Below are 23,186 nucleotides of genomic sequence, written 5' to 3'. Positions count from 1 at the left end.
TTGACGCGCAACCTTATGCACTGGGAGATACCGCGTCAAGCGTGGCATGACGGATCAATGAACAGAGCGACCATACAAACGCTAATTATGACAACAGGAATGCCTAAAAAGGCGATTAAAACAAAAAACCGACAAAGAAAAACAGCGCGTTGCGCTGTTGTGATCGGATCATGCTAGCGGCGTTTGACTTTCGTCTGGCACTCGGCGCACACGCCATACAAGCTCATGGCACGCTCATGCAACACATAACCATGTTGTTCAGCGATTTCATGTTGACGCGCTTCGATCTGTGCATCGGAAAACTCCTCCACCTTACCGCAACTCAAGCACAGCAAATGATCGTGCGGCTCACCTTCATTCAGTTCATACAATGCTTTGCCTGATTCAAAATTGCGACGCAGCAAAATACCCGCCTGCTCAAACTGTGTCAAGACGCGATACACCGTCGCCAAGCCAATGTCCATCTGTTCGCCCATGAGGACGCGATACACATCGTCTGCACTTAAATGACGCTCACCATTCGCCACGCTGTTTTGAAAAAGCTCTAAAATTTTCAAACGCGGCAGCGTGACTTTCAGCCCACTGCTTTTGAGTTCGTGCGTTTTATCCATGTTGTTACCTCTGATTTGAACGGCTTTTGCCGCTCCTTATTGTCAATTTATGGTAATCTTACAACAAATTGGGCGCGCAAGCGAGGCTTTAGCTGTGTTTACCCCTGTTTCCCCCATTGTCTCGTCACTCGCGCCTGTATTCATCATCTTCCATGAAGGACTGTCCATGAAAAAATCACTGTCTCAACTGTGTTTGGTTGCCGTTGCAACATTGTCACTCACTGCCTGTGTTAACTTGCCCTACAAAGCACCCACGCAGCAAGGCAATGTGATTGAACCCGAACGTGTGCCCTTGATTCGTGAGGGCATGAGCAAGGTCGAGGTTGCCAATGCGGTTGGTTCACCCATTTTACAAGACATCTTTCATGCAGATCGCTGGGACTACATTTACCGCTTAGACCGCCATTATCAAAAAGTAGAGCAACGCCGCATCACAATATGGTTTCAAAATGGTGTTGCCACAAAAATCGAACGTGATTTACCCGTCGAAACAGTGCCAGTCAAGTAATAACTTTAGCTAAACAATCACATCAAAGCCCCCATTGGGCATCATCGACCTCATGAATTCACGCTTTAATTTTAAAGCGCACCCGAATGAGGCCGATGAATTTAAAGCCAATATTTCAATCCATTTTTCTCGTTCACCTATTCCATTATGAAATTAGTCATCACCGGCGCATCTGGGCGCATGGGGCGCATGCTCATTGAAGCGGCACTCGCCACCGACGGCATCACCCTTCACGGCGCACTCGATTCAGCCAGCAGTGCTTTTTTAGGTAAGGATGCGGGCGACTTTCTCGGCCGCACCACAGGCGTGCTCATCAGCAACAATGCAAGCGAAGTGCTCGCTGGTGCCGATTGCATGATTGACTTCACCCGCCCTGAAGCCACATTGGACTACTTGAACATTTGCATCACCAACAAGGTCAATGCCGTCATCGGCACCACGGGGTTTGACGATGCGGGTAAAGCTGCCATTCACGCGGCATCCAAACACATCGGCGTGGTCTTTGCGGCCAACATGGGCACAGGTGTCAATGTCACACTCAAATTGCTCGAAATGGCTGCTAAAATTTTAAACACGGGTTACGACATCGAAATCATTGAAGCCCACCATCGCCTGAAAGTCGATGCGCCATCAGGCACGGCCTTGATGATGGGTGAAGCGGTTGCGGGCGCTTTGGGACGTGATTTAAAAGAATGCGCCATTTATGGCCGAGAAGGTGTCACTGGTGTGCGTGAAGACAGCACCATCGGCTTCTCAACCATTCGTGGCGGTGATGTGATCGGCGACCACACCGTCATGTTCATGGGCATGGGTGAACGCATTGAAATCACGCACAAATCATCCAGCCGCATGACGTATGCCACAGGCGCCATGCGTGCTGCACAATTTTTGAATCAAAACACCGCTGGTTTTTATGACATGCAAGATGTTTTGGGCTTGAAAGACTAATCGAATGATTGACTCATCATCGCGCCCAGCCCACGCTGGGCGTTTTCAATGACCCCCATGCGCACCTCAAGCTTTGTCCTCAGCGTACTGCTCCATTTGTGCTTGCTCACAGGGCTGTTGCTGAACGCTCCGACACCAGAGCCCCTCCTCCACACAAACACTTTATCAGAAACCCAAACCACCCTTTTAACTGAGGTGGCACTCACAAAAAAACCAAACACATCCACAGCAAGCCCTGTATCGACCACTGAAACAGCAACTCAGGCGATCGCAAACATGGCCGAAAACAACCCTCAAACGGCCTCGTCTCAGATTTCGCCAGCTCCAGAACACCCAGCCCATGATGTCGTGCGCACAAATGCGAAGGCCTCCAACACACCATCCGATGGTGCGCCCTCCAATGCACATTCAAGCAAAAGCCCATCTGCAGCACTGGCCCCATCAACTTCAGTCACCCCAACCACTGCGATGCAAGGCGAGCACGCTTCAATCAGCACTTCAGCCGCCGCCGCACGCGATGCAAACGACGACACGTCTCCTGTGCGCAACCGCCCACAAACCAAGCAAATGACGTGCACCGCCAGCGCCAAGCGCCAAGGCCTCATCGGTCAGGTCATGGCACATGTGCAAATTGCTTCCAGCGGCATTGTTCAAGCCGCACACATCGATGGCAACAGCCAAGACGCCACCATGAACCAACTCGCCCATGAACAGGCGATGCGTTTAAAATTCCCCACAGTACGCAATGCAGCAGGCACTGTCGTGGCCAGTTATGCCGATGTTAAACTGATATTTGATTGCGGCTCGGATTAAGACCATCCGATGTCAACCCTTGTTACAATGAAGGGGTTAATCCCCTCCAAACAATTTTTTGAGCAACTTTTTTAGTGAAACGTATGAACACTTCTTTTAATTTGCAACATTTTTGGTCGCAAGGCGACACTTTCAACCACTTCACTGTGATCGTGCTTTTACTCATGTCGATTTTGAGCTGGGGCGTGATTTTCATGCGCTTGTCGATGTTCATGCGCCTGCGCGATCTGGGACAAGGTTTGGCCGTTTTTTGGCACAACAAAGACAGCGACACGCGCATGTCTGCACTCAAACCTTTTGATAAAGAAAATCTGTTGATGCCCATCGCTCAACTCGCCACACAATCGGTTGATGCACCCACTTTGGAACGCAAATTGTCCCATGCCGTGCGTGTCGCCAACCAACACCTTGATAAAGGTTTGACGTTGCTGGCCACCGTGGCCTCATCGGCCACCTTTGTCGGTTTGCTCGGTACGGTGTGGGGCATTTATCGCACTTTGACCACAGTTGCGGCACAAGGTCAAATGGAGATCGCCAACATTATCGGCCCTGTCGGAGAGGCTTTGATCATGACGGCTTTTGGCTTGGCCGTGGCCTTGCCTGCCCTGTTTGCTTACAATTTTTTCAGTCGCAACAACCAAACGCATCAAACCGAGCTGGATGCGTTTGCACATGACATTTTGAACAACCAAACCCAGCACACTCACATTCAGTAACACACACACTCACATCCATTCACATCGGGATAAACGAACCATCATGGCATTCAATTCTCAAAAAAATCAAGGTCATCGCCCCATGGCAGACATCAATGTCACCCCCATGGTGGATGTGATGCTGGTGCTGCTGGTGATTTTCATCATGGCGGCCCCCTTGCTGACACATTCGGTCAAAGTGGATTTACCCAATGAGAAAGCCCAAAGCGCACAGCAAGACAGCTCACCCGTGGTGTTGTCGATCGATGCCCAAGGTCAATACTTCATCGACAACCATGCGGTCAAAGATACGGACTTATCGGGTGCTTTCACTGCATTGGCCGCTAAAAGCGCACAAACCCAAGTGCACATTCGCGCCGATCAAGCCGTGCCTTATGCCAAGGTGGCACATGCGTTGACGGCCGCGCAAACAGCGGGATTATCAAAAGTCAGCTTCCTGACACAAAGCGGTGGCACAACAAAATGACTTTTTTAAAAACGATCATGGGCTGTGGCATGGCATTGACCTGTGCATTTGCCATCAACGCCCATGCTTTTGAAGTCAACGATGACACAGGACACACACTGAGCATAAACGCCCCCGCTCAACGCATCATCGCACTGTCGCCATCCATCACAGAAAACCTGTTCGCAATCGGTGCGGGTGATCGCATCATCGGCACAACGACGTACAGCGACTTTCCTGCCACCGCCAAAAACATCCCCATCATTGGTGATTACCAAAGCCTTGACCTCGAGCGCATTGCCGCCCTCAAACCCGACGTCATCATCGCTTGGCAAGGTGGCAATTCACCGGCTCAATTGGCGGCTTTGGAACGTTTAAACATCCCTGTGTATTTTCATCGCGTGCAAACTTTAGCCGACATTCCTGTCGCATTGATGCGTTTGGCACAGTTAACGGGCGTGGAAAGCAGCGCGGCTCCGATCATTTTAAATGCTTACCGTACCTTGCCTCTATTGCGCGATGCCCGCCAACCTGTCATGCCCACATTTTATCAAGTGTGGCATGCCCCACTGATGACGTTAAATGGTTCAAGTTGGGTCAGCGATGCTTTGGCGCGCTGTGGGGCACACAATGTCTTTGCAGACCTGCCCTTGACTGCACCGACGGTGAACGTCGAGGAGGTGTTGCGTTTAAAGCCCAGCATCATTGCCACAGCAACGCCTGGCGGACAACCCGATGACAGTTTGAAAGAATGGTTACAATGGGTGGACTTGCCTGCCATACGGGCTCAAGGCCTCATCTACACCGATGCCGACAGCATGAACCGTGCAACATTGCGCACACTGACGGCCACACATGAGCTGTGCACAAAAGTCGACCAAGTCAGATTAAATGTGCTTCATTCGTAGCAAACGATAAAATGAAAGGATGATTCAATATGCGCTCACGATCTACCCATGAATTATAAATGGGCGCACTCAATAGATCCGCCATACGACATCCGCAGCTCAACACATTTTCAAGCTCCCCTCGGATTCACACCATGTTCACCGTCGCCACATACAACATCCACAAAGGTCATTCAATGACCCAAGGCTCCCGCATCGTTCAGCTCAAAGCAGGTTTGGCTGAACTGGCCGCTGACATCATTTGCTTGCAAGAAGTGCAGGAAATCAACACCAAACGCACCATCAACCACGCCATTTGGGGTCAATCTCAGCTCGCCAGCCTGCATGACAACCACTATCCATTTTGTGTTTATGGCGCCAATGCCATTTACCGACACGGCGATCACGGCAATGCCATTTTGTCGAAATACCCCATCGTCTCGTGGCAAAATATCGATGTGTCCGACCATCGACTGGAGCAACGGGGCTTATTGCACGCCCAAATTGACCACCCTCGCCACGGCGACTTGCATGTTGTTTGCGTTCATTTTGGCTTATTCAAAGGCGGTCGCAATCGCCAAGCCCAAGCGCTCATCGCCCACATTGAAAAACATGTGCCGCACGATGCCACATTGATCATTGCGGGTGACTTCAACGACTGGAATTTACATGTGCATCGCGCCTTAACCCAACATTTAAAAGTCATAGATGCCGTTGAACACCTACAAGAAACCGAAGTGGGTCGCACATTTCCAAGCCTCATGCCATGGTTCAAACTCGATCGTTTATACGTTCGAGGTTTAAGTGTACAATCAGCAAAAATACACAGCGGATCCATTTGGCGCAGCCGCTCAGACCATGCACCGATTTGCGCCCAATTGATGTAAACCACCCTTCACACATTGACACAAGAAAGTGTTCTCATGTCTTTACTGCTCAAAGCGGCGCTGGGCGCAGCCATCGTCATCGCCATTGCATTGCTGTCGCGCAGCCGTTATTTTTTAATTGCTGGCCTCGTTCCACTGTTCCCAAGTTTTGCACTCATCAGCCATTACATTGTCGGTGTCGAACGCAGCCGCGAAGACCTCAAAGCCACCATTGCATTCGGTTTGTGGGCGCTACTGCCTTATGCGGTCTATCTGATTGCGGCCTACTTTTTGGTTGATAAAATGTCCTTGTGGCCCGCACTCACACTCGCCGCTATTTTCTGGTGCTTCGCAGCAGCGATCTTGATTTACTACCGCACATAAAAAAACCGTTCAGACGAACGGTTTTTTTATATTTAAATGATCACCATGATGACCGCATCATCAACAGATCATTGACCCTTTGGCTTCACAACGGCCTTGCCATTTTTTTTCGTTGCCCCTTCAACAGCTGTTTTATTTTTGGCCTCGGTCTTCTCAACATAACTCAAATACAATGCAAACAATTGCAAGTTGGCATCGCTGACCATTTTTTTCTCACCAAGGTTTTTTAGCACTTCAAAAATTTCATCCTTGGCACGCACGGCCCCCTCTTTCAAAGCTCGGTTTAAAAACTCATTGGCCATATACACATCGCCGCTCAAGCCATAGTTTTCCGCCAAATGGGCATAGTTGACCGCAATCGGATACGCGGGATCTTGATCTCGCACCTCAGTCCCACCATGGATTCGAGCCGCTTGGCAGGCCACATCGGATGCTTGCAACAATTCACGTGACGCTTTTAAATCCCCTTGACGCATCAACACATAACCCTTGCTATTCAAATAATAACAATCGTTTGGTTCAATGTTCAACGCTTCTGTGAGCAACGGTAAGCTGCGTTTATATGCATGCCGCTCAAAACCCAAACCATAGCCCAACATGTTCAGCTGCGCGGCATCGCGCTTGCCTTTGGCCAAATCAATCGCACGCTCAAGGGCCCGCTTATTGGCCCCATGCTCAATATCCGCCGATGGGTTGCGGATCAAATCACTGGCATGTTCATACACAAAGCCATCTGCTTGTTTGTTCGTCAACACAAAATGTTCGCGCGCATAAGCATGACCCCGCTCAAAAGCATCCGAATCCATGTCGTCATTCAGCTCCGCCATCGCCACGCGTGCGTCCGCACATGAAGCTCCATTTTTCAAATGCAGAATATAATTGCCCTCATTCCAAACACCATTGGCTGGTACAAAATAAGCTTGAGTAAAACCCTGTGCATTGGCACGACCACACAAAGCCTGATTGCTGTCCTTGTTCCAAATCATATACGGTGCTGCCTTGGGCACATGGCTTGGTACCACCTCCCCAGCATCGGCCTCAGTTGGATCACGATTGGCATCATTCAGATTCAACAGTAACAATTGCGAGCCATTGCCCTCGGCTTGTACCAAGACGACTGGCGCAGCAGGGTCAGTCAAATCATACTTTTGAGCCTCTTTCACCTCCCGTGTACGCCCCTTGTCATCAGTCAACATGGGCTTTATTGGCACCTCTTTATTGCCATGGGGGGTCATCAACACATAAGGGGTATTTGCCAAAGGCAGATCCGACACGGGATCGGTCAAAACATATTGCACCTGTTGATTGGGCAAAGCATTTGGATTCACACGTTTCGCTTGCGCCGCCCCCGTGCAGCCAAAACCAACGACAAACAAGACAAGTCCAGACCAACGGCGTGAAAAGGAGCAACTGTTATTCTTCAACATGGAAAACCTCAAGGCAAAATAAACGATGTGGTAATTTAGCATAAAACGACCACCTTACGGCGTAAACCCACGACAAATACGCATCCAACGCCATGACAAGGCTTAGAATTGCTACAATATGAGTTCAAATCAATCCATGAATTTCATCGAGGACGGGTCATGCCCAAAACCGTAGCACCACACCTTTTTAAACTGTTTTTTGGATTGTCACACCTCAGTCTCATCGGGATGGCTTATGCAGCCCCCAATGTTGCACAAATCGTCAACACCAGTGCTGCAGGCATCGTTAACGTGCAAGCCATTCAATGGGTCAAAATCAAAGTGCCCGAACAATACAAAGGGATCACTCAAGACCCCGTGTATCAAGTCTTTTCACGCATGTTCAGTGACGCGGATACGCCCCCTGTTGGCTCAACCACTGCCGCACCAGTCATCAAGAAAAAAGTCCAAGGCAGTGGCTTCATCATCGCCCCGAATGGTGTCATCGTCACCAACTACCACACCGTCATCGACGCCAACGAAATTTACGTGCAACTGTCCGACAAACGACGACTCAAAGCCACCCTGCTGCGCAGTGAATCCAAAAGAGACTTGGCCATTTTAAAAGTTGCCAGTGGCAGCTTACCTGCCCTACCCCTTGCCGAAACAGTCAGCGAAGGTGAATGGGTACTTGCCATCGGCGCCAATAAAAACGGCATATCCTCAGGGGTCGTCATCAGCAACCCAACCAACAACAAATCTCAAGGCTTGGTCACTGATGTGGACATCAACGCCAGCAACACAGGTGGCCCGCTTCTCAACACCAAAGGTGAAGTGTTGGCCATGAATTCCAACTTGCTCAAAGCGCCAATGGGTCTAACCCGGCACGTATTGGTCAGCAAATTGGTTAACAGCCAAGACCTCAGTGCAAATTTGCCTCAAAATTGGCAACAATTGGGATTTTCAGCGACCAATGTCGATGAAAAATTGCAAACCGAACTCAGCCTTGCAGATGCCACTGGTGCACGGGTCAAATCGATCATACCAAACTCCATCGCAGGACGAGCAGGTCTCCAAAAGAACGACATCATTGTCGGCATTGAATCACAACGGGTCATCGACGTATCCGACCTCAGTGCCTTGCGTGATTTTCTCTCACAAGATGATGAGGTCACACTCACAGTGTTGCGCGATGGCGATCGAAAGCCGATCAAATTTATCATCCCAAAAAGTACAAATGCTTTTGATCAAGCCAACTTCTTCATTTGGCAAAAATTAGGACTCAAGGTTCGCGCCATGAGCCCAGCCCAAAAAGCCAGCACCAACACCAACTCTGGCGTACAAATCACCGCCATTCAAGAACCCGCCGTCGCCGCAGGCTTATCCGTCGGTGACTTTGTGCTCAACATCAATCAACAAGACATCAAATCTGTTGAACAATTGAATGTTGCAGCAAAGAACCTAACGGCTGGTGACACCGTATTCATCTACGTTGTTCGCAACAATGCTCGCCAATTTGTTGGCATCAATGTGGCCGAATGAGCCCATTAAAAAACCACTCAAAACACCCAGATGAAGACACAATACCAACTGTACAGTCGAGAAAACTGCCACCTCTGTCACGACATGCACGAAGATTTACGGCTTTGGCAAACACGCCTCGACTTTCAATTTGAAATCATCGACATTGACGAACATCCCGAATTAAAGGAAAAATATGACTCAATGGTACCCGCACTGACCACAATTCAAGGCCGATTGCTGTGTTTTGGACGACTTGACCCATTGGTTTTACAAGAACCCTAAGCCCTTTTATCCTCTTTTCTGTATGCTATTTTCGTCTGAAAATAGCATACAGACCGACAAACACATTGTTTTTTTAGCAAAAATACTTTATAATCGAATGTCTCGGTACAAACAGTTTTCAAATTTTTGTTGTTTGTTTAGCGCGAAATCTTATGGCCTGTTGTGTGTTGGCTCGATTTTATGCGCAAAACCATTACAAAACAAAGATTTAAACGCTTGAATCAACAACAATCATTTGGTTTGAAATTAGCTGAAATAAGGAAATCATCATGGCACGCGTATGTCAAGTAACGGGTAAACGCCCGATGTCTGGGAACAATGTTTCTCATGCAAACAATAAAACCAAACGTCGTTTTTTGCCTAACTTGCAAAACCGCCGTTTTTGGGTAGAGTCTGAAAACCGTTTCGTGCGTTTGCGCGTTTCGAATGCAGCTTTACGCACCATCGACAAAAACGGTATCGACGCAGTCTTATCTGACTTGCGCGCCCGTGGCGAAATCTAAGGAGCCCTATCATGCGTGATAAAATCAAACTCGAATCAACAGCTGGTACAGGTCACTTCTACACGACCGACAAAAACAAACGCAACATGCCTGAAAAAATGGAAATCAAAAAATTTGATCCAGTGGCACGTAAGCATGTCATTTACAAAGAAACTAAAATTAAATAATTCCATGTTTTTTTGTTGAAAAGCCACCTTTTGGTGGCTTTTTTATTGCCCTCAAGCTATGCTTTAGCTTTTTCACAAAGAAACCTAAAAACCACACAAATGGTCAAACTGATTTACAGAACACCAAAAAAACGCATCCAGTGGCTCATCATGTCCATTGCGGTCGTGGCTTGTGCATTTGCATTGTGGCCTATCTTAAAAGAACTGGGTTATCAATCCGGTGATGATGCAGTGGCTGAACGCGTGTACGAATGGCGGAAGAAGCTAAAGCTAGAAGCCTTGGAAAAAGACAATGGTTTACCACGTGGCCTGCTCTCCGCAGTAATGCACCAAGAGTCGGCAGGCGACCCAAATGCCCAAAGCCGTGCAGGTGCACAAGGTTTATTTCAATTCATGCGCCCAACAGCACGCGACATGGGCTTGGCTGATCGCACACACCCAGAAGAGTCTGCACGCGCAGCTTCTGAATATTTAAACAAACTTTATGAGCGTTACAATAACAATGTGGAATTAACTTTGGCCGCCTACAATTGGGGCATGGGCAATGTTGACAATTACATCAAGCCAAAAACCAATGGCAGCACCTATGACCGTTTCCGCCTGATCAAAATGCCAGAGGAAACACAAAACTACATTGCACGAATTAAAATGCTGCGAACAACTTATTATCTTCGTTAGAATTGACACACACAGCCAGATTTCGATTCATTCAACCCGCAGAACATAAGTTCCAGTCAATCAGTCAAATGGCGTGTACCGTTAAACGATAACCCGCATCGCCCAAAACATTCAGTTGAGCCACCTGCCCAATGGGTAAAGTCACTTTATCACGCACATGACCAAAAGGTAAATCTGTCAAAATTGGCACATCACAGCGACTGCGCATGTGCATCACCATTTCATCAAAATCATAACCATGATCGTTGTCATACAGCTTATAACCATTGAACTGGCCAAGGATGATGGCGGATTGCTGCTCAAGAATACCCGCATCACGCAATTGATACAAGCTTCGCTCAATCCGATAAGGGTGCTCATTGATGTCTTCCAGAAAAAGAAGGCCGCCTTTGACATCAGGTAAAAAAGGCGTTCCCACCAATTGATTCACCATCGTCAAGTTCCCTCCCCACAACACGCCCTCAGCTTCAAATTGGTGGGGTTGTGCGGCATCAACAATCACCACATCATGTCCACGAGCGAGCAATTGCCAAAAATGCGCCTCCATAAAAACAGAAGGCACTTCAAGGCCAAAATCAAAACAGGCCATTGGGCCAATATAAGAAGAACGCCCTGTCTTTGCATAGTAAGCCAAGCAAAAAGCCGTAAAATCACTGTGCCCCATGAAACGCAAATCAGCTTGAGCCAAAGCATCAAAGTCGATCAAGTCCATAAATCGAGACACACCATAGCCGCCACGCAACGCCATGACCAAATCCGGTTTTTTCTCTTGACCACCACCAAACCGCGCCAAACCATTGATTTCAGCCAAACGTTCGGCATCCCCCCCTGCAAAGCGCTGAAAATGTCGCAAAGCAGAGCCTTGTCCACGCACGGTCCAGCCACGCTCAACAAAATAGGCGACTGCACGTGCAACCGAATCTTGATCTTGAGGATAACCTGATGGTGCAATAATCTGAAGAACGGGCATAATCTACTCTTTAAAGGACATTACTCTGGTGGAGAATCAACCGTTTAAGCCTTGGCTGTCCAAATACGATTCATAATCGCCTTTAAAGTCAACCAAAGTACCATCACCCTTGACCTCAATGATGCGTGTGGCCACGTTGTCAATGAATTGACGGTCATGAGAGACAATGAACACCGTGCCCGCATACTTTTCCAACGCCAACTGCAATGACTCAATCGACTCCATGTCCAAATGGTTGGTTGGCTCATCAAGCATCAACACATTGTGTCGCCCCAACAACAATCGACCAAAACTCATGCGGTGCTTTTCACCACCCGATAAAATGCGCACACACTTGGTCACATCATCGCCAGAAAACAATAATTTACCCAACACGCCACGAATGACTTGATCGTCATCGCCTTGCTGGCGGAAATTACCCATCCAATCGAACACCAACTCATCGCTGTCAAATTGTTCGGCTGCATCTTGCGCCATATAACCCACATCGGCATTCTCAGACCATTTCACAACACCCGAATCAGCCGCCAAATCACCTTGCAGAACACGTAATAACGTCGTTTTACCAACACCATTGCCACCAATGATGGCAACTTTGTCGCCCGCATCAATCATCGTGGAAAACTTCGTGATGATTGGATGATCAAAGGCTTTGCTGACCGTCTCAACTTCCAAAGCCAAGCGATGCAACACTTTATTTTGCTCAAAGCGAATGAATGGGTTTTGACGCGATGATGGTTTCATTTCAACCGTATCGGCTTTAATTTTTTGAATCATTTTCTGGCGTGAAGTGGCTTGACGCGCCTTGGCCTTGTTTGCTGCAAAACGCTGCACAAACTCTTGCAATTCGGCCATACGCTCTTTGGCCTTTGAGTTACTGGCCATTTGGCGAGCGCGCGCTTCGGCAGACGCCAGCATGTAATCGTCGTAATTGCCCGAATAGACGGTTAAAGTACCAAAATCCATGTCCGCCATGTGGGTGCACACACCATTCAAAAAGTGGCGATCATGTGAAATGATGATCATTGTGCAATCTTTTTCATCCAACGCGTGTTCAAGCCAACGAATCGTATCGATGTCCAGGTTATTGGTCGGCTCATCCAACAGCAACACATCGGGATTAGAAAATAAAGCCTGCGCCAACAACACACGTACTTTCAAACCAGGGGCAACAGCGGACATCAAACCTTGATGCAACTCAATCGGCAGCCCCACACCCAGCAGCAATTCACTGGCACGAGCCTCAGACGTATAACCATCGTATTGCGCAAACACCCCCTCCAACTCGGCGGCGCGCATGTAATCGTCCTCTGTCGCTTCCATATTGGCATAAATGGCATCGCGCTCAGACATGGCCTCCCACATGGCCGTGTGCCCCATCAAAACCACATCCAATACGCGTAAATCCTCGTATGCAAATTGATCTTGACGCAACTTACCCAAACGCACATTGGGCTCAATCACAACAGAACCTGCAGATGGATCCAAATCACCACCTAAAATTTTCATGAATGTTGACTTACCGCAACCATTCGCCCCGATGAGGCCATAACGATTGCCTTCACCAAACTTAACATTGATATTTTCAAATAAAGGCTTGGCGCCAAACTGCATGGTGATATTCGCTGCTGATAACACGGGAAACTCCAAATAAATAGTACAGAAAAGACGGAAAAGTAAAAATCCCTTTATCCGTGCTTAAATGTTAGCATTTCTGTCAGACTTGCCAACAGAAATCAGACAAAAGCAATTGATTGTGATCGAGCTGCTTTGAACTCAGCCACATAAATCAACTCATTAAAGAAAATGGATTTGCTCACATTTTCTATGGTTAATCACAAAGCAACCCTGCCTCGTGACTGCATTAAGATTATAGATTTTGAACAGAAAAACCAGCAAAATTTCAGTGCAGATCAGCATCCTTGTGAAGCAAAACATCAAATCTGCATAAAACCGATGAAAAAACACAAACCCACACCTCAAACAATCAGGGAAGTGATGGCTTTTGCTATAACATTGCACACCAGCAAAATCAAAATCGAAAACATAAAAGCACGCGAAATATTCAGCGTGCTTTACAAATTAGGCTTTACTCTTTTCAGTCCCGCCCAAATGCTCTGGGTACAGTTTAACGCCTAAACGCTCACGCAATACATTTAAATAAGCACGCTGCTGCAACGCCCCTGAAATCCCACCCCATTGTTGTAGCGCAGGTTTCAGACCCACAAACTTATCTGACGCTGGCTTGCTCGGATCTTCACCAATCACACGCACAATACTGACGCTACTTGCATCATCACTGACCAATAACTTGGGCACATCCTTTGCCCCCAAAGCCAATACTTGAGCCACTGTACTGCGGTTTAAATTGCTATTCAACAAAGGGCCAACCGCAACGGGTGTGCCAATCGAGGTGCTGGCCGCCATGGAGGCTATTTGCTTTTGTGCATCCCCACGGGCTTGAGCCACGACAGACTCTTGTTTCAACGTTTTTTCGATTTCAGCCTGAACATCGGCCAAAGGCAATAAACCTGCAGGTGTTTGTTTACTCACGCGACCGACGATCAAGCTTGTGTCATTTAACTTGACAGGAGAGCTGATGGCTTTACCCACCACTTGTGTACCTGTGATCAAAGCCAAGCGAACATCGGCTGATTTCAACAACTCAGGTAAAGCATCATCACCCGTGCGTGTGACATTTTTTGCAGATTCAATTTTACCGCCAAACCGAGATGCAATCGCAGCCAAATCTTGTGGCGCTTTGGCACTGGTCGCATCGATGTCCTTGGCCACAGCCTCCATTTTAGCCAATGCGGTTTTTGCCAATACATCTTTAATTAAAGCAGGGTCTTTCTTAACTTTATTGATTTCTTCTGCCGTTGGTGTGCCACCAAAAGCCGATTTGATATCCACATCATTGGGCACATAATTTGCAGGTAACACAGGAATCACCACGTAATCAACATCAAAAGACTCAGTTTTTGTAAACTGAGCAGCATGTGATTGATAATAGGCATCAACTTTATCTGAGCCCACTGTGATTTTTGCCATATACGGGGTCAAGTCAATTGGCTTGATCTCAACCAAACGCACTTGTGTCAACACATCACCAATGGCAGCCTGCTGTAAAGGCTGTAAATTAAAACCAGAACCCGAAACTTGCTCAATCAAACCCGTTGACAAACGATTGCGTACACTGCTTTCATATTGCGCCTCCGTTAAATGATTCTGTTTCAGCAAGGCTTCGTATTTGGCACGGTCAATATTGCCTTGTGCATCACGACTCACGATGGGGTCTTTAAGCAGTGCGCTGACCAACTGCGCATCACTGACCGTCAAATGCTCAGATTGTACAGCCTCAGACACTGTGTACTCATCGACCATTTCATTAAGAAAAGCGGTTCTTTGCTCAAAGGTATCAAAATCTGCTTCGCTGAATTTATCGCCCATTTGAGCACGCACTTTATCTTTGTATTGATTAAAGTTTTGCTCAAACACCGCCTTGGTGATGCTTTGCTTGCCTATTTTCGCAACCACATCCCCATTAAAATCCATGGTCGTCAAATTTGATACGCCTGAAAACATAAACGGAATAAACATCACCGCTAAAATCAGTTGAATTATTTGCTTGTGTTTATGCACAAAATTAAACATGTCATTCCCTTAATCCGAGCTGCCGCCGCGCACACGGCTCAATAAAAGTTCATCATTATATCGCTGTTCAGCCAACTAAGCCACCCCCGCACTCAGCCAGCATAGATTAGACACAACAAGCACAAAAAAAGGTGAACCAAAGTTCACCTTTTTTCTTAACTGGCGGAGCGGACGGGGCTCGAACCCGCGACCCCCGGCGTGACAGGCCGGTATTCTAACCAACTGAACTACCACTCCAACATATACTTCTTGCTCATAAAAATGCGTGGTGGGTGTTGAGAGGCTCGAACTCCCGACCTACGCCTTGTAAGGGCGCCGCTCTACCAACTGAGCTAAACACCCGCATTTTCACTTGCTTATCACATTCCAATATCACATGGAAACGAACACGAAAATCATGTTCTATTTTTTGGCGGAGCGGACGGGGCTCGAACCCGCGACCCCCGGCGTGACAGGCCGGTATTCTAACCAACTGAACTACCACTCCAAACTGCTTTTTTAAGACTGGTGGGTGTTGAGAGGCTCGAACTCCCGACCTACGCCTTGTAAGGGCGCCGCTCTACCAACTGAGCTAAACACCCAATCTTAAAAAATAAAACTTTTAATTTACTGCATCTTTCAAACCTTTACCAGGTTTGAATTTAGGCACTTTAGCTGCCTTAATTTTAATTTCTGCGCCAGTTTGTGGGTTACGACCAACACGTGCTGCACGCTTACCAACTGAAAAAGTACCGAAACCAACCAAGGTAACTGAATCACCTTTTTTCAAGGTTTTTTTCACTGCCGTAGTCACTGCATCCAATGCACGGCCTGCTGCTGCTTTAGAAACTTCTGCTTCTGCTGCGATAAAATCTACCAATTCTGACTTATTCATATCTTATTCTCCACCAGCAATCATTTGTAAAGTCCTTGAAAATCAACAAAGCCTCAGACTGACAAGAACGCTCGTTTCATTCACAACGAGGCGAATTAAACCATGCTTTTAACTTCCCCGTCAAGACATTTTTTCAAAAAAATTTTCTTAAAATGACGATCTGGTGCGGCTTGCAGCGGACTTTATCGCTTAAGCCCTTGATAGAACTGGTTTTTACATGCAAAACCCTTGTTAATTCATTGCAAGACAACAAGTGGCATTATACACATTAATTGAACACAATGGAATTGCTTTACAGTTTATCCCACTCCCAACAGCCTTTGCTTTAAAATAGAAGATTCATTTGAATTGACTTTTCTTTTTTAGGACAAACATGAGCGACGCTTCAAATTCTCAACTGCACAACAAAACCAGCGGCTGGTCTGCCCTTTTTTCTGAGCCCATGAGCGAATTGGTTAAACGCTATACCGCCTCAGTCAACTTTGATAAACGTTTGGCTTTATTTGACATTGAAGGTTCTTTGGCGCATGCCAGCATGCTCGCTCAACAAGGCATTATCGGTGCACAAGACCTTGCCGACATACAACGCGGTATGGCACAAATTAAATCAGAAGTTGATGCTGGTGAATTCGACTGGCAGCTTGATCTTGAAGACGTGCATTTGAACATAGAAGCACGCCTGACGGCTTTGGTCGGTGCGGCTGGCAAGCGTTTGCACACGGGTCGCTCACGCAATGATCAAGTGGCCACCGACATTCGTTTGTGGCTGCGCGCACAAATTGATGACATTTGCGCAGCTTTGCGTGGATTGCAAAATGGTTTATTGACCGTTGCCGAGCGTGAGGCTGATACCATTTTGCCGGGTTTTACGCATTTACAAGTCGCTCAGCCGATCACTTTTGGTCACCATTTGTTGGCTTACGTCAATATGTTTGCACGTGATTTCGAGCGCATGAGCGATTGTCGTCGTCGCGTCAATCGTTTACCTCTTGGTGCTGCTGCTTTAGCGGGCACAACATACCCCATTGACCGTGAATTTGTTGCTGCGCAACTGGGCTTTGAAGGGGTATGCGAAAACTCTTTGGATGCTGTGTCTGATCGGGATTTTGCGATTGAGTTTTGTGCTGCGGCCTCCTTGGTGATGATGCACGTGTCGCGTTTTTCTGAGGAATTGGTCAATTGGATGAGCCCACGTGTCGGCTTCATCGATCTTGCAGATCGTTTTTGCACAGGCTCATCGATCATGCCACAGAAAAAAAATCCCGACGTACCAGAACTGGCACGAGGCAAAACAGGTCGAGTTTATGGGGATTTGATGAGTTTGTTGACGTTAATGAAAGGTCAACCATTGGCCTACAACAAGGACAACCAAGAGGATAAAGAACCTTTATTTGATGCTGCCGACACCGTTTTGGAAACTTTAATTATTTTCACAGAAATGGTTCAGGGCATCATCGTTAAACCTGAAAACATGCGCGCAGCGGCTTTACAAGGTTTTTCGACAGCCACCGATTTGGCCGACTACTTGGTCAAAAAAGGTTTGCCTTTCCGCGATGCACATGAAGCGGTGGCGCATGCGGTTAAAATCTGCACTCAAAAAAAATGTGACTTGGCCGATCTAAACTTGGAAGAGTTGCGCGCAGCAACAGATTTAACCACTGAGCAGCAGGCTTTGATTGGCGCTGATGTCGGCCATTGCTTGACCTTAGAAGGCAGCGTGGCAGCTCGCGATCACATTGGTGGCACCGCACCCAACCAAGTGCGTGCAGCCATTGCTCGCTTGAGAAACAACGGATAAGCCGTCATTTTCAATAAAAAGCGCCAGAACATGAGTCTGGCGCTTTTTATTGAAACAGCATGCACTTACAGTCAAACACATTAAAACAAAGCCACATCGAACCCTGCCACGGCTTCGCCACCATCGAGGATTGCTTTCGCCAGTGCACCTGTTTGCGGCAACACGTGCTGCATGTAAAATTGAGCCGTGCCTATTTTTCCTTGCAAAAATGCCACATCCGTGCCGCTCGACAACAGCGATTGCGCCGCCAATGCAGCCCGCGCGCTGTGCCACCCCGCCATCAACATGCCTGCCAATTTCAAGTAAAGCACTGAACCCGCAAACACATTGTTTGGATTGGTTTTTGTGTGTGCCAACACGTGCGCCACCACATTGCGATACGCATGATTGGCGTCTGACAAAGGTTGCACCATCGATTTCAGCGCATCATGTCCCGCCAATTCCGCTGCGGTCGCGTCAATTTGATCCGCAAAAGCCAATGCCACCGCCCCTCCATCGCGCAATGTTTTTCGCCCAATCAAATCATTCGCTTGAATCGCCGTTGTGCCTTCATAAATCGGCAAAATGCGTGAGTCACGGTGAAATTGCGCAGCACCCGTTTCCTCGATGAAACCCATGCCACCATGGATCTGAACACCCACGCTGGTGATGTCAACCGATTGCTCGGTATTGAAACCTTTCACCAAAGGCACCATAAACTCATACTGTGCAAGTGCTGCTTCACGGGTGGCGGCATCCGCATGGTGGTGCGCAATGTCGGACAAACCCGCCGTGTAATACGACATGGCACGGCACCCTTCAATCGTGGCCTTCATGGTCAACAACATGCGCTTCACATCGGGGTGATGAATGATGGCCACAGCTTCGCGCGCGCTGCCATCCACAGGGCGGCTTTGCAAGCGTTCTGCGGCATAGTCACGCGCCATTTGATACGCAGTCTCCATCACCGCCAAGCCTTGAATACCCACTGAAAAGCGCGCTGCGTTCATCATGATGAACATGTACTCCAGCCCACGGTTTTCCTCGCCCACCAAATAACCCGTTGCACCGCCGTGATCACCAAACTGCAGAACGGCTGTTGGGCTGGCTTTGATGCCCAATTTATGCTCCAGTGACAAGCACGCCACGTCGTTTGGCGCACCCAATGAACCATCGGCATTGACCAATATTTTCGGTACGACAAACAATGAAATGCCTTTAATACCTTCGGGGGCCGTCGGCGTGCGAGCCAACACCAAATGCACGATGTTATCAGCCAAGTCATGGTCACCGTAAGTGATGAAAATTTTTGTACCAAACACTTTGTAGCTGCCATCGGCTTGTGGCTCAGCGCGACTGCGCACCAGTGCAAGGTCCGAGCCAGCTTGTGGCTCGGTCAAGTTCATACTACCCGTCCATTCACCAGAAATCATGCGTGGGATGTATTGCTGCTTCATCTCATCCGAGCCCGCCGTCAGCAAAGCCTCAATCGCGCCATCGGTCAATAAAGTACATAATGCGAAAGACAAATTGGATGAATTAAGCATCTCTGAACACGCGGTTGCCAGCAGTTTAGGTAAGCCTTGTCCACCCACCTCTTCTGGATGCGATAACCCCTGCCAACCACCTTGTGTATAAGCCTGAAACGCCTCTTTAAAACCAGGGCTGGTGATGACTTTACCGTCTTTCAAATAAGAAGGCTGCAAATCACCAGTACGGTTGGTTGGCGCGACGATGTCTTGATTCAGCTTCGCTGCTTCATCCAACACACCTGCAACAGTTTCTGCATCCAAATCAATGTTGAGCTCTGCAAACACTTGACTCAAGTTGGCCACATGCTCCAAAGTGAACAGCATGTCTTTTTGAGGAACAATGTAAGGCATTTTTTTCTCCGAATTAAAATCATTTGGCAACGAATCGTATGTCGCACCATATCCAACACACAATCAACGCTCAAACAAACAGAACGATTGTGCTTTTTTATACGCATAAAAAACCCAGCCTGCTCAATCAGACTGGGTTCTGTATTTAAAGTGCGGCGGTCAATTGAGGCACCACTTCAAACAAATCACCTACGATGCCATAATCCGCAATTTGAAAAATGGGTTCATCTGGGTTTTTGTTGATGGCCACAATGACCTTTGAATCTTTCATGCCCGCTTGATGCTGAATCGCACCTGAAATGCCCACAGCAATGTACAACTGCGGTGCAACGATTTTACCCGTTTGACCGACTTGTAAATCATTGGCCACATACCCCGCATCCACGGCTGCGCGTGATGCGCCTAAAGCCGCACCCAGTTTATCAGCCAATGTTTCGAGGATGTGAAAATTCTCAGCTGAGCCCAAGCCACGTCCGCCTGAAACAACAATCGAAGCCGCCGTCAACTCTGGGCGATCCGACTTCGCCATCTCACTTGAAACAAAACGTGCGCTGTGAGCAACGGCCTGAACGGTTTGTGGTTCAATTGTCGCAGAACCGCCTGTTGCTGCGGCGGCATCAAAGCCCGTCGTGCGCACAGTGATGACTTTAACAGCATCCATTGACTGGACGGTCGCCAACAGGCTGCCTGCATAAATTGGGCGGACAAACGTGTCTGCCGACTCCACTTTGACGATGTCGGACACTTGTGCCACATCCAATCGCGCCGCGACACGTGGCAATGTGCTTTTACCCATGGAAGTGGCAGGTGCCAAGATGTGGCTGTATGCAGCTGCCACGCTGAGGATCTGTGCAGCAATGGCTTCACTGGTGGCTTGAGCCAAAGCGGCATCGTCAAACGTCAAGACTTTGCTCACGCCAGCAACAGCTGCTGCTTGTTGAGCCACATCCGCAACGCCTGAACCCATCACAGCCACATGAATGTCGCCACCAATCTGTTGCGCCGCAGCGACGGTGTTTAAAGTTGATTTACGTAAGCTGCCGTTGTCGTGTTCGGCAATGATTAAAATGGTCATGAATTGTGCTCCAAAAATGCCTTCAATAGGCCGTGGTTTGGTCGATTGTCTGCTGCCCTTGAAACCCATTTGCCAATTGTAAGCAAATGCGGCATCAAGGCCCTTATTTTTTAAATTTAAATCACTTTGGCTTCGTTGCGCAGCTTCTCAATCAATGTCGCCACATCAGGCACAATGATGCCTGCGCTGCGCACGGGTGGCTCGGTGACTTTCAAAGTTTTCAAATGAGGGGTCACATCAACACCCAAAGCTTCTGGGGTCGTGACATCCAGCGGCTTTTTCTTTGCTTTCATGATGTTTGGCAACGTGGCATAACGTGGTTCGTTCAAACGCAAATCAGTCGTCAAAATGGCGGGCAAATCCATGTTCAATGTTTCTAAACCACCATCAACTTCGCGCGTCACCGTGGCTTTACCGTCCGCAATCACCACTTTCGAAGCAAATGTCGCTTGAGGTAAGTCAGTTAAAGCCGACACCATCTGACCTGTTTGATTGGCATCATCGTCAATCGCTTGTTTGCCTAAAATGACCAAACCAGGCTGCTCATTTTTAACCACTGCAGCCAGTAATTTGGCGACAGCCAAGGGTTGCAAGAGCTCTGTTGTTTCAATCAAAATCGCGCGATCTGCGCCGAGTGCCATCGCACTGCGCAGTGTTTCTTGGCATTGGGCAACGCCCGCAGAGACAACAACGATTTCAGTAGCGATGCCAGCTTCTTTAAGACGAACAGCCTCTTCAACTGCGATTTCATCGAAGGGATTCATCGACATTTTTGCACTGGCAATGTCCACATCCGTTTGATCGGCGTTCACACGCACTTTAACGTTGTAATCGACCACTCGCTTTACGGCTACCAAAATTTTCATACTGTGTGTCTCCAATGATAAGTTGAGAGTTCAAATCCATTTTTCAAACAAAATAAGCCGCACCGACTGAATCATGCGCCCCATCCATGATGTCACAATTATACGCCATCACTTGTATTTTGGGCATGATTGGACTCCCGCATTTAATATTAATCCATCCAGTTGACAAAATAGCACAGTCGTTCTTTTTTATCAACTCATTTATGCAATAATTCCAAACAAAAGGGCTTGACAGGCCTGTTATCATGATAAATGAATGAGTTGATTGAAAAGCCATTTGTTTCATGCCAATCATGGTAATTGACTAAACTTACACTAAAATTTTTCGTCTAAAAAACAATTAAGAAAAATTAAACATCTTTTCGCTGAAAGGAAAAGAAGCATGTCTTTATTTTTATTGCTGCAAATTATTGCGGCAAACTTGGTCGCAACCGTGTTAAGCATGTCACTGGCCGCGGCCGCAGGTGTATGGCTTCAACGAAAAGTATTGCAACATTTAATCAGCCTTGCTGCGGGGACCTTGCTGTCCATGGCCCTCTTGCACCTGCTGCCAGAAGCACAAGAAGGCATGATGGCGCAAGGCTTAGATGCAACCGATATATTCAAGTTTTTGCTGATGGGCATCCTTGGCTTTTTCCTGCTCGAACGCTTGGCTTTGTTTCGCCACAACCACCACAATGAGCACGATGGGCATGACCACCACCACGGTTTCGATGAGGATTCTGCAGGTCATGGCGGTTGGATGATTTTAGTGGGCAGTGGGATTCATAATTTAACCGATGGTTTATTGGTTGCGGCGGCATTTTTAACCGACATCAAGCTGGGCTGGGCGACCGCACTGGCCGTGGCATTGCATGAGGTGATGCATAAATTGGGCGATTTTATTGTGCTCATTAATACAGGATTTAACCGTCAACGCGCATTGGTTTACACATTATCATCGGGCTTAATGGCCGTGCTAGGTGGGCTGCTGGGGTATTTCATTTTATCTGACTTAGAAGCATGGATTCCTTACGTTTTGGTTGTGTCTGCAAGCTCTTTCTTGTACATTTCTGTGGCCGATTTGATTCCGCAAATGAGCATTTTTAAAGGTGTGCGTGAAGGCTTAATACAGATCGCCATGCTGTTCGTTGGTGTGGCCATCGTTTGGTTCACGATGCAGGGCGATGAGCATCATCATGCACATGAAGACGCCCACATGGATGTACATTCAAATACAGCACCCATGTAAATCAAAAGCCCCAGAGACATCAACGCTCTGGGGCTTTTTTAAATGAGGCACTTTAAAAATATCAAACCAAACAATTACAGTTCATCGCGAAGTAAACCTTTTTGCGACCATAAAATAA

25 protein-coding genes and 4 tRNA genes are annotated in these 23,186 nt (G+C 47.7%); 16 read left to right on the top strand and 13 right to left on the bottom strand.

The window, feature by feature from the left end:
* Positions 1-173: 173 nt before the first annotated feature.
* The gene (gene fur / locus DTO96_RS05125) at positions 174-611 is read right to left on the bottom strand and encodes a ferric iron uptake transcriptional regulator (RefSeq protein WP_114562510.1); all 438 of its coding nucleotides are present in this window, start codon (positions 609-611) and stop codon (positions 174-176) included.
* Between the two features lie 166 nt (positions 612-777).
* On the opposite strand from fur, the gene DTO96_RS05120 reads away from it, so the two are divergent.
* From DTO96_RS05120 to DTO96_RS05085, 8 genes are all read left to right on the top strand, one after another.
* On the top strand, positions 778-1,119 hold the full coding sequence (locus DTO96_RS05120) for an outer membrane protein assembly factor BamE (protein WP_157964330.1): 342 nt from the start codon (positions 778-780) through the stop codon (positions 1,117-1,119).
* Between the two features lie 147 nt (positions 1,120-1,266).
* A complete protein-coding gene (dapB, locus tag DTO96_RS05115) occupies positions 1,267-2,067 on the top strand; it encodes a 4-hydroxy-tetrahydrodipicolinate reductase (RefSeq protein WP_114562508.1) in 801 nt (266 codons plus the stop codon).
* A 57-nt stretch (positions 2,068-2,124) separates the two neighbouring features.
* Positions 2,125-2,880, top strand: a complete 756-nt coding sequence (locus DTO96_RS05110; RefSeq protein WP_114562507.1) for a hypothetical protein — start codon at positions 2,125-2,127, stop codon at positions 2,878-2,880.
* 83 nt (positions 2,881-2,963) lie between these two features.
* A complete protein-coding gene (locus tag DTO96_RS13070; RefSeq protein ID WP_114562506.1) occupies positions 2,964-3,596 on the top strand; it encodes a MotA/TolQ/ExbB proton channel family protein in 633 nt (210 codons plus the stop codon).
* A 43-nt stretch (positions 3,597-3,639) separates the two neighbouring features.
* Positions 3,640-4,062 carry an ExbD/TolR family protein gene (locus DTO96_RS05100; protein WP_114562505.1) on the top strand — a complete coding sequence of 141 codons (423 nt, stop codon included), beginning with the start codon at positions 3,640-3,642 and terminating at the stop codon, positions 4,060-4,062.
* The gene (locus tag DTO96_RS05095; protein ID WP_114562504.1) at positions 4,059-4,949 is read left to right on the top strand and encodes a cobalamin-binding protein; all 891 of its coding nucleotides are present in this window, start codon (positions 4,059-4,061) and stop codon (positions 4,947-4,949) included. Before DTO96_RS05100 ends, DTO96_RS05095 begins: the two co-directional genes overlap by 4 nt.
* A 59-nt stretch (positions 4,950-5,008) precedes the next feature.
* On the top strand, positions 5,009-5,815 hold the full coding sequence (locus tag DTO96_RS05090; RefSeq protein ID WP_225972566.1) for an endonuclease/exonuclease/phosphatase family protein: 807 nt from the start codon (positions 5,009-5,011) through the stop codon (positions 5,813-5,815).
* Positions 5,816-5,851: 36 nt separating this feature from the next.
* Positions 5,852-6,178 (top strand): GlpM family protein, encoded by a 327-nt coding sequence (locus DTO96_RS05085; RefSeq protein ID WP_114562502.1) that lies wholly within the window; start codon positions 5,852-5,854, stop codon positions 6,176-6,178.
* Between the two features lie 68 nt (positions 6,179-6,246).
* Here DTO96_RS05085 and DTO96_RS05080 read toward each other — a convergent pair whose 3' ends face one another.
* The gene (locus tag DTO96_RS05080; RefSeq protein ID WP_114562501.1) at positions 6,247-7,605 is read right to left on the bottom strand and encodes a tetratricopeptide repeat protein; all 1,359 of its coding nucleotides are present in this window, start codon (positions 7,603-7,605) and stop codon (positions 6,247-6,249) included.
* Positions 7,606-7,764: 159 nt separating this feature from the next.
* Here DTO96_RS05080 and DTO96_RS05075 point away from each other — a divergent pair, with 159 nt between their 5' ends.
* From DTO96_RS05075 to DTO96_RS05055, 5 genes are all read left to right on the top strand, one after another.
* The gene (locus DTO96_RS05075) at positions 7,765-9,126 is read left to right on the top strand and encodes a trypsin-like peptidase domain-containing protein (RefSeq protein WP_114562500.1); all 1,362 of its coding nucleotides are present in this window, start codon (positions 7,765-7,767) and stop codon (positions 9,124-9,126) included.
* Positions 9,127-9,156: 30 nt separating this feature from the next.
* The gene (locus DTO96_RS05070; protein ID WP_114562499.1) at positions 9,157-9,390 is read left to right on the top strand and encodes a glutaredoxin family protein; all 234 of its coding nucleotides are present in this window, start codon (positions 9,157-9,159) and stop codon (positions 9,388-9,390) included.
* A 269-nt stretch (positions 9,391-9,659) separates the two neighbouring features.
* Positions 9,660-9,893 (top strand): 50S ribosomal protein L28, encoded by a 234-nt coding sequence (gene rpmB, locus DTO96_RS05065; RefSeq protein ID WP_114562498.1) that lies wholly within the window; start codon positions 9,660-9,662, stop codon positions 9,891-9,893.
* Between the two features lie 11 nt (positions 9,894-9,904).
* On the top strand, positions 9,905-10,060 hold the full coding sequence (gene rpmG, locus DTO96_RS05060) for a 50S ribosomal protein L33 (protein ID WP_114562497.1): 156 nt from the start codon (positions 9,905-9,907) through the stop codon (positions 10,058-10,060).
* Positions 10,061-10,210: 150 nt separating this feature from the next.
* Entirely contained in the window at positions 10,211-10,738 is a 528-nt protein-coding gene (locus tag DTO96_RS05055; protein ID WP_157964328.1) for a lytic transglycosylase domain-containing protein, read from the top strand.
* Positions 10,739-10,802: 64 nt separating this feature from the next.
* Here the strand turns inward: DTO96_RS05055 and DTO96_RS05050 are convergent, their stop codons facing one another.
* Complete coding sequence (locus DTO96_RS05050) at positions 10,803-11,708, bottom strand: LD-carboxypeptidase (RefSeq protein WP_114562495.1); 906 nt, start codon at positions 11,706-11,708, stop codon at positions 10,803-10,805.
* Between the two features lie 36 nt (positions 11,709-11,744).
* Positions 11,745-13,346, bottom strand: coding sequence for an ABC-F family ATPase (locus DTO96_RS05045; RefSeq protein ID WP_114562494.1), 1,602 nt, complete (start codon positions 13,344-13,346; stop codon positions 11,745-11,747).
* Between the two features lie 168 nt (positions 13,347-13,514).
* Between DTO96_RS05045 and DTO96_RS12655 the strand changes: the two genes are divergently transcribed.
* Positions 13,515-13,847, top strand: coding sequence for a hypothetical protein (locus tag DTO96_RS12655; protein WP_157964327.1), 333 nt, complete (start codon positions 13,515-13,517; stop codon positions 13,845-13,847).
* Here DTO96_RS12655 and DTO96_RS05040 read toward each other — a convergent pair.
* From DTO96_RS05040 to DTO96_RS05015, 6 genes are all read right to left on the bottom strand, one after another.
* A complete protein-coding gene (locus tag DTO96_RS05040; RefSeq protein WP_114562493.1) occupies positions 13,791-15,362 on the bottom strand; it encodes a peptidylprolyl isomerase in 1,572 nt (523 codons plus the stop codon). The genes DTO96_RS12655 and DTO96_RS05040 overlap by 57 nt on opposite strands.
* 160 nt (positions 15,363-15,522) lie before the next feature.
* Positions 15,523-15,599 (bottom strand) — tRNA-Asp (locus DTO96_RS05035).
* 29 nt (positions 15,600-15,628) lie between these two features.
* Positions 15,629-15,704 (bottom strand) — tRNA-Val (locus tag DTO96_RS05030).
* Positions 15,705-15,772: 68 nt separating this feature from the next.
* Positions 15,773-15,849 (bottom strand) — tRNA-Asp (locus tag DTO96_RS05025).
* An 18-nt stretch (positions 15,850-15,867) separates the two neighbouring features.
* Positions 15,868-15,943: transfer RNA gene (locus tag DTO96_RS05020), tRNA-Val, on the bottom strand.
* A gap of 20 nt (positions 15,944-15,963) precedes the next feature.
* The gene (locus DTO96_RS05015; RefSeq protein WP_114562492.1) at positions 15,964-16,236 is read right to left on the bottom strand and encodes an HU family DNA-binding protein; all 273 of its coding nucleotides are present in this window, start codon (positions 16,234-16,236) and stop codon (positions 15,964-15,966) included.
* Between the two features lie 373 nt (positions 16,237-16,609).
* On the opposite strand from DTO96_RS05015, the gene argH reads away from it, so the two are divergent.
* A complete protein-coding gene (argH, locus tag DTO96_RS05010) occupies positions 16,610-18,034 on the top strand; it encodes an argininosuccinate lyase (protein WP_114562491.1) in 1,425 nt (474 codons plus the stop codon).
* Between the two features lie 80 nt (positions 18,035-18,114).
* On the opposite strand, the gene DTO96_RS05005 is transcribed toward argH, so the two are convergent.
* From DTO96_RS05005 to DTO96_RS04995, 3 genes are all read right to left on the bottom strand, one after another.
* Positions 18,115-19,896, bottom strand: coding sequence for an acyl-CoA dehydrogenase C-terminal domain-containing protein (locus DTO96_RS05005; RefSeq protein WP_114562490.1), 1,782 nt, complete (start codon positions 19,894-19,896; stop codon positions 18,115-18,117).
* 145 nt (positions 19,897-20,041) lie between these two features.
* Complete coding sequence (locus tag DTO96_RS05000; RefSeq protein WP_114563930.1) at positions 20,042-20,971, bottom strand: electron transfer flavoprotein subunit alpha/FixB family protein; 930 nt, start codon at positions 20,969-20,971, stop codon at positions 20,042-20,044.
* A gap of 116 nt (positions 20,972-21,087) precedes the next feature.
* The gene (locus tag DTO96_RS04995) at positions 21,088-21,837 is read right to left on the bottom strand and encodes an electron transfer flavoprotein subunit beta/FixA family protein (RefSeq protein WP_114562489.1); all 750 of its coding nucleotides are present in this window, start codon (positions 21,835-21,837) and stop codon (positions 21,088-21,090) included.
* Positions 21,838-22,219: 382 nt separating this feature from the next.
* Between DTO96_RS04995 and DTO96_RS04990 the strand changes: the two genes are divergently transcribed.
* Positions 22,220-23,068 (top strand): ZIP family metal transporter, encoded by an 849-nt coding sequence (locus tag DTO96_RS04990; RefSeq protein ID WP_114562488.1) that lies wholly within the window; start codon positions 22,220-22,222, stop codon positions 23,066-23,068.
* The last annotated feature ends 118 nt before the right edge of the window (positions 23,069-23,186 follow it).

Source organism: Ephemeroptericola cinctiostellae, assembly GCF_003339525.1.
Lineage (GTDB): Bacteria > Pseudomonadota > Gammaproteobacteria > Burkholderiales > Burkholderiaceae > Hydromonas > Hydromonas cinctiostellae.
The sequence above is the reverse complement of the archived record's forward strand: the minus strand, read 5'-3'. Positions and strand labels throughout refer to the sequence as shown.

What these genes read in the sequence shown, in the direction of transcription:
- fur (WP_114562510.1), bottom strand. Translation starts at nt 611, where the DNA reads ATGGATAAAACGCACGAACTCAAAAGCAGTGGGCTGAAAGTCACGCTG.
- DTO96_RS05120 (WP_157964330.1), top strand. Translation starts at nt 778, where the DNA reads ATGAAAAAATCACTGTCTCAACTGTGTTTGGTTGCCGTTGCAACATTG.
- dapB (WP_114562508.1), top strand. Translation starts at nt 1,267, where the DNA reads ATGAAATTAGTCATCACCGGCGCATCTGGGCGCATGGGGCGCATGCTC.
- DTO96_RS05110 (WP_114562507.1), top strand. Translation starts at nt 2,125, where the DNA reads ATGCGCACCTCAAGCTTTGTCCTCAGCGTACTGCTCCATTTGTGCTTG.
- DTO96_RS13070 (WP_114562506.1), top strand. Translation starts at nt 2,964, where the DNA reads ATGAACACTTCTTTTAATTTGCAACATTTTTGGTCGCAAGGCGACACT.
- DTO96_RS05100 (WP_114562505.1), top strand. Translation starts at nt 3,640, where the DNA reads ATGGCATTCAATTCTCAAAAAAATCAAGGTCATCGCCCCATGGCAGAC.
- DTO96_RS05095 (WP_114562504.1), top strand. Translation starts at nt 4,059, where the DNA reads ATGACTTTTTTAAAAACGATCATGGGCTGTGGCATGGCATTGACCTGT.
- DTO96_RS05090 (WP_225972566.1), top strand. Translation starts at nt 5,009, where the DNA reads ATGGGCGCACTCAATAGATCCGCCATACGACATCCGCAGCTCAACACA.
- DTO96_RS05085 (WP_114562502.1), top strand. Translation starts at nt 5,852, where the DNA reads ATGTCTTTACTGCTCAAAGCGGCGCTGGGCGCAGCCATCGTCATCGCC.
- DTO96_RS05080 (WP_114562501.1), bottom strand. Translation starts at nt 7,605, where the DNA reads ATGTTGAAGAATAACAGTTGCTCCTTTTCACGCCGTTGGTCTGGACTT.
- DTO96_RS05075 (WP_114562500.1), top strand. Translation starts at nt 7,765, where the DNA reads ATGCCCAAAACCGTAGCACCACACCTTTTTAAACTGTTTTTTGGATTG.
- DTO96_RS05070 (WP_114562499.1), top strand. Translation starts at nt 9,157, where the DNA reads ATGAAGACACAATACCAACTGTACAGTCGAGAAAACTGCCACCTCTGT.
- rpmB (WP_114562498.1), top strand. Translation starts at nt 9,660, where the DNA reads ATGGCACGCGTATGTCAAGTAACGGGTAAACGCCCGATGTCTGGGAAC.
- rpmG (WP_114562497.1), top strand. Translation starts at nt 9,905, where the DNA reads ATGCGTGATAAAATCAAACTCGAATCAACAGCTGGTACAGGTCACTTC.
- DTO96_RS05055 (WP_157964328.1), top strand. Translation starts at nt 10,211, where the DNA reads ATGTCCATTGCGGTCGTGGCTTGTGCATTTGCATTGTGGCCTATCTTA.
- DTO96_RS05050 (WP_114562495.1), bottom strand. Translation starts at nt 11,708, where the DNA reads ATGCCCGTTCTTCAGATTATTGCACCATCAGGTTATCCTCAAGATCAA.
- DTO96_RS12655 (WP_157964327.1), top strand. Translation starts at nt 13,515, where the DNA reads ATGGATTTGCTCACATTTTCTATGGTTAATCACAAAGCAACCCTGCCT.
- DTO96_RS05040 (WP_114562493.1), bottom strand. Translation starts at nt 15,362, where the DNA reads ATGTTTAATTTTGTGCATAAACACAAGCAAATAATTCAACTGATTTTA.
- DTO96_RS05015 (WP_114562492.1), bottom strand. Translation starts at nt 16,236, where the DNA reads ATGAATAAGTCAGAATTGGTAGATTTTATCGCAGCAGAAGCAGAAGTT.
- argH (WP_114562491.1), top strand. Translation starts at nt 16,610, where the DNA reads ATGAGCGACGCTTCAAATTCTCAACTGCACAACAAAACCAGCGGCTGG.
- DTO96_RS05005 (WP_114562490.1), bottom strand. Translation starts at nt 19,896, where the DNA reads ATGCCTTACATTGTTCCTCAAAAAGACATGCTGTTCACTTTGGAGCAT.
- DTO96_RS05000 (WP_114563930.1), bottom strand. Translation starts at nt 20,971, where the DNA reads ATGACCATTTTAATCATTGCCGAACACGACAACGGCAGCTTACGTAAA.
- DTO96_RS04995 (WP_114562489.1), bottom strand. Translation starts at nt 21,837, where the DNA reads ATGAAAATTTTGGTAGCCGTAAAGCGAGTGGTCGATTACAACGTTAAA.
- DTO96_RS04990 (WP_114562488.1), top strand. Translation starts at nt 22,220, where the DNA reads ATGTCTTTATTTTTATTGCTGCAAATTATTGCGGCAAACTTGGTCGCA.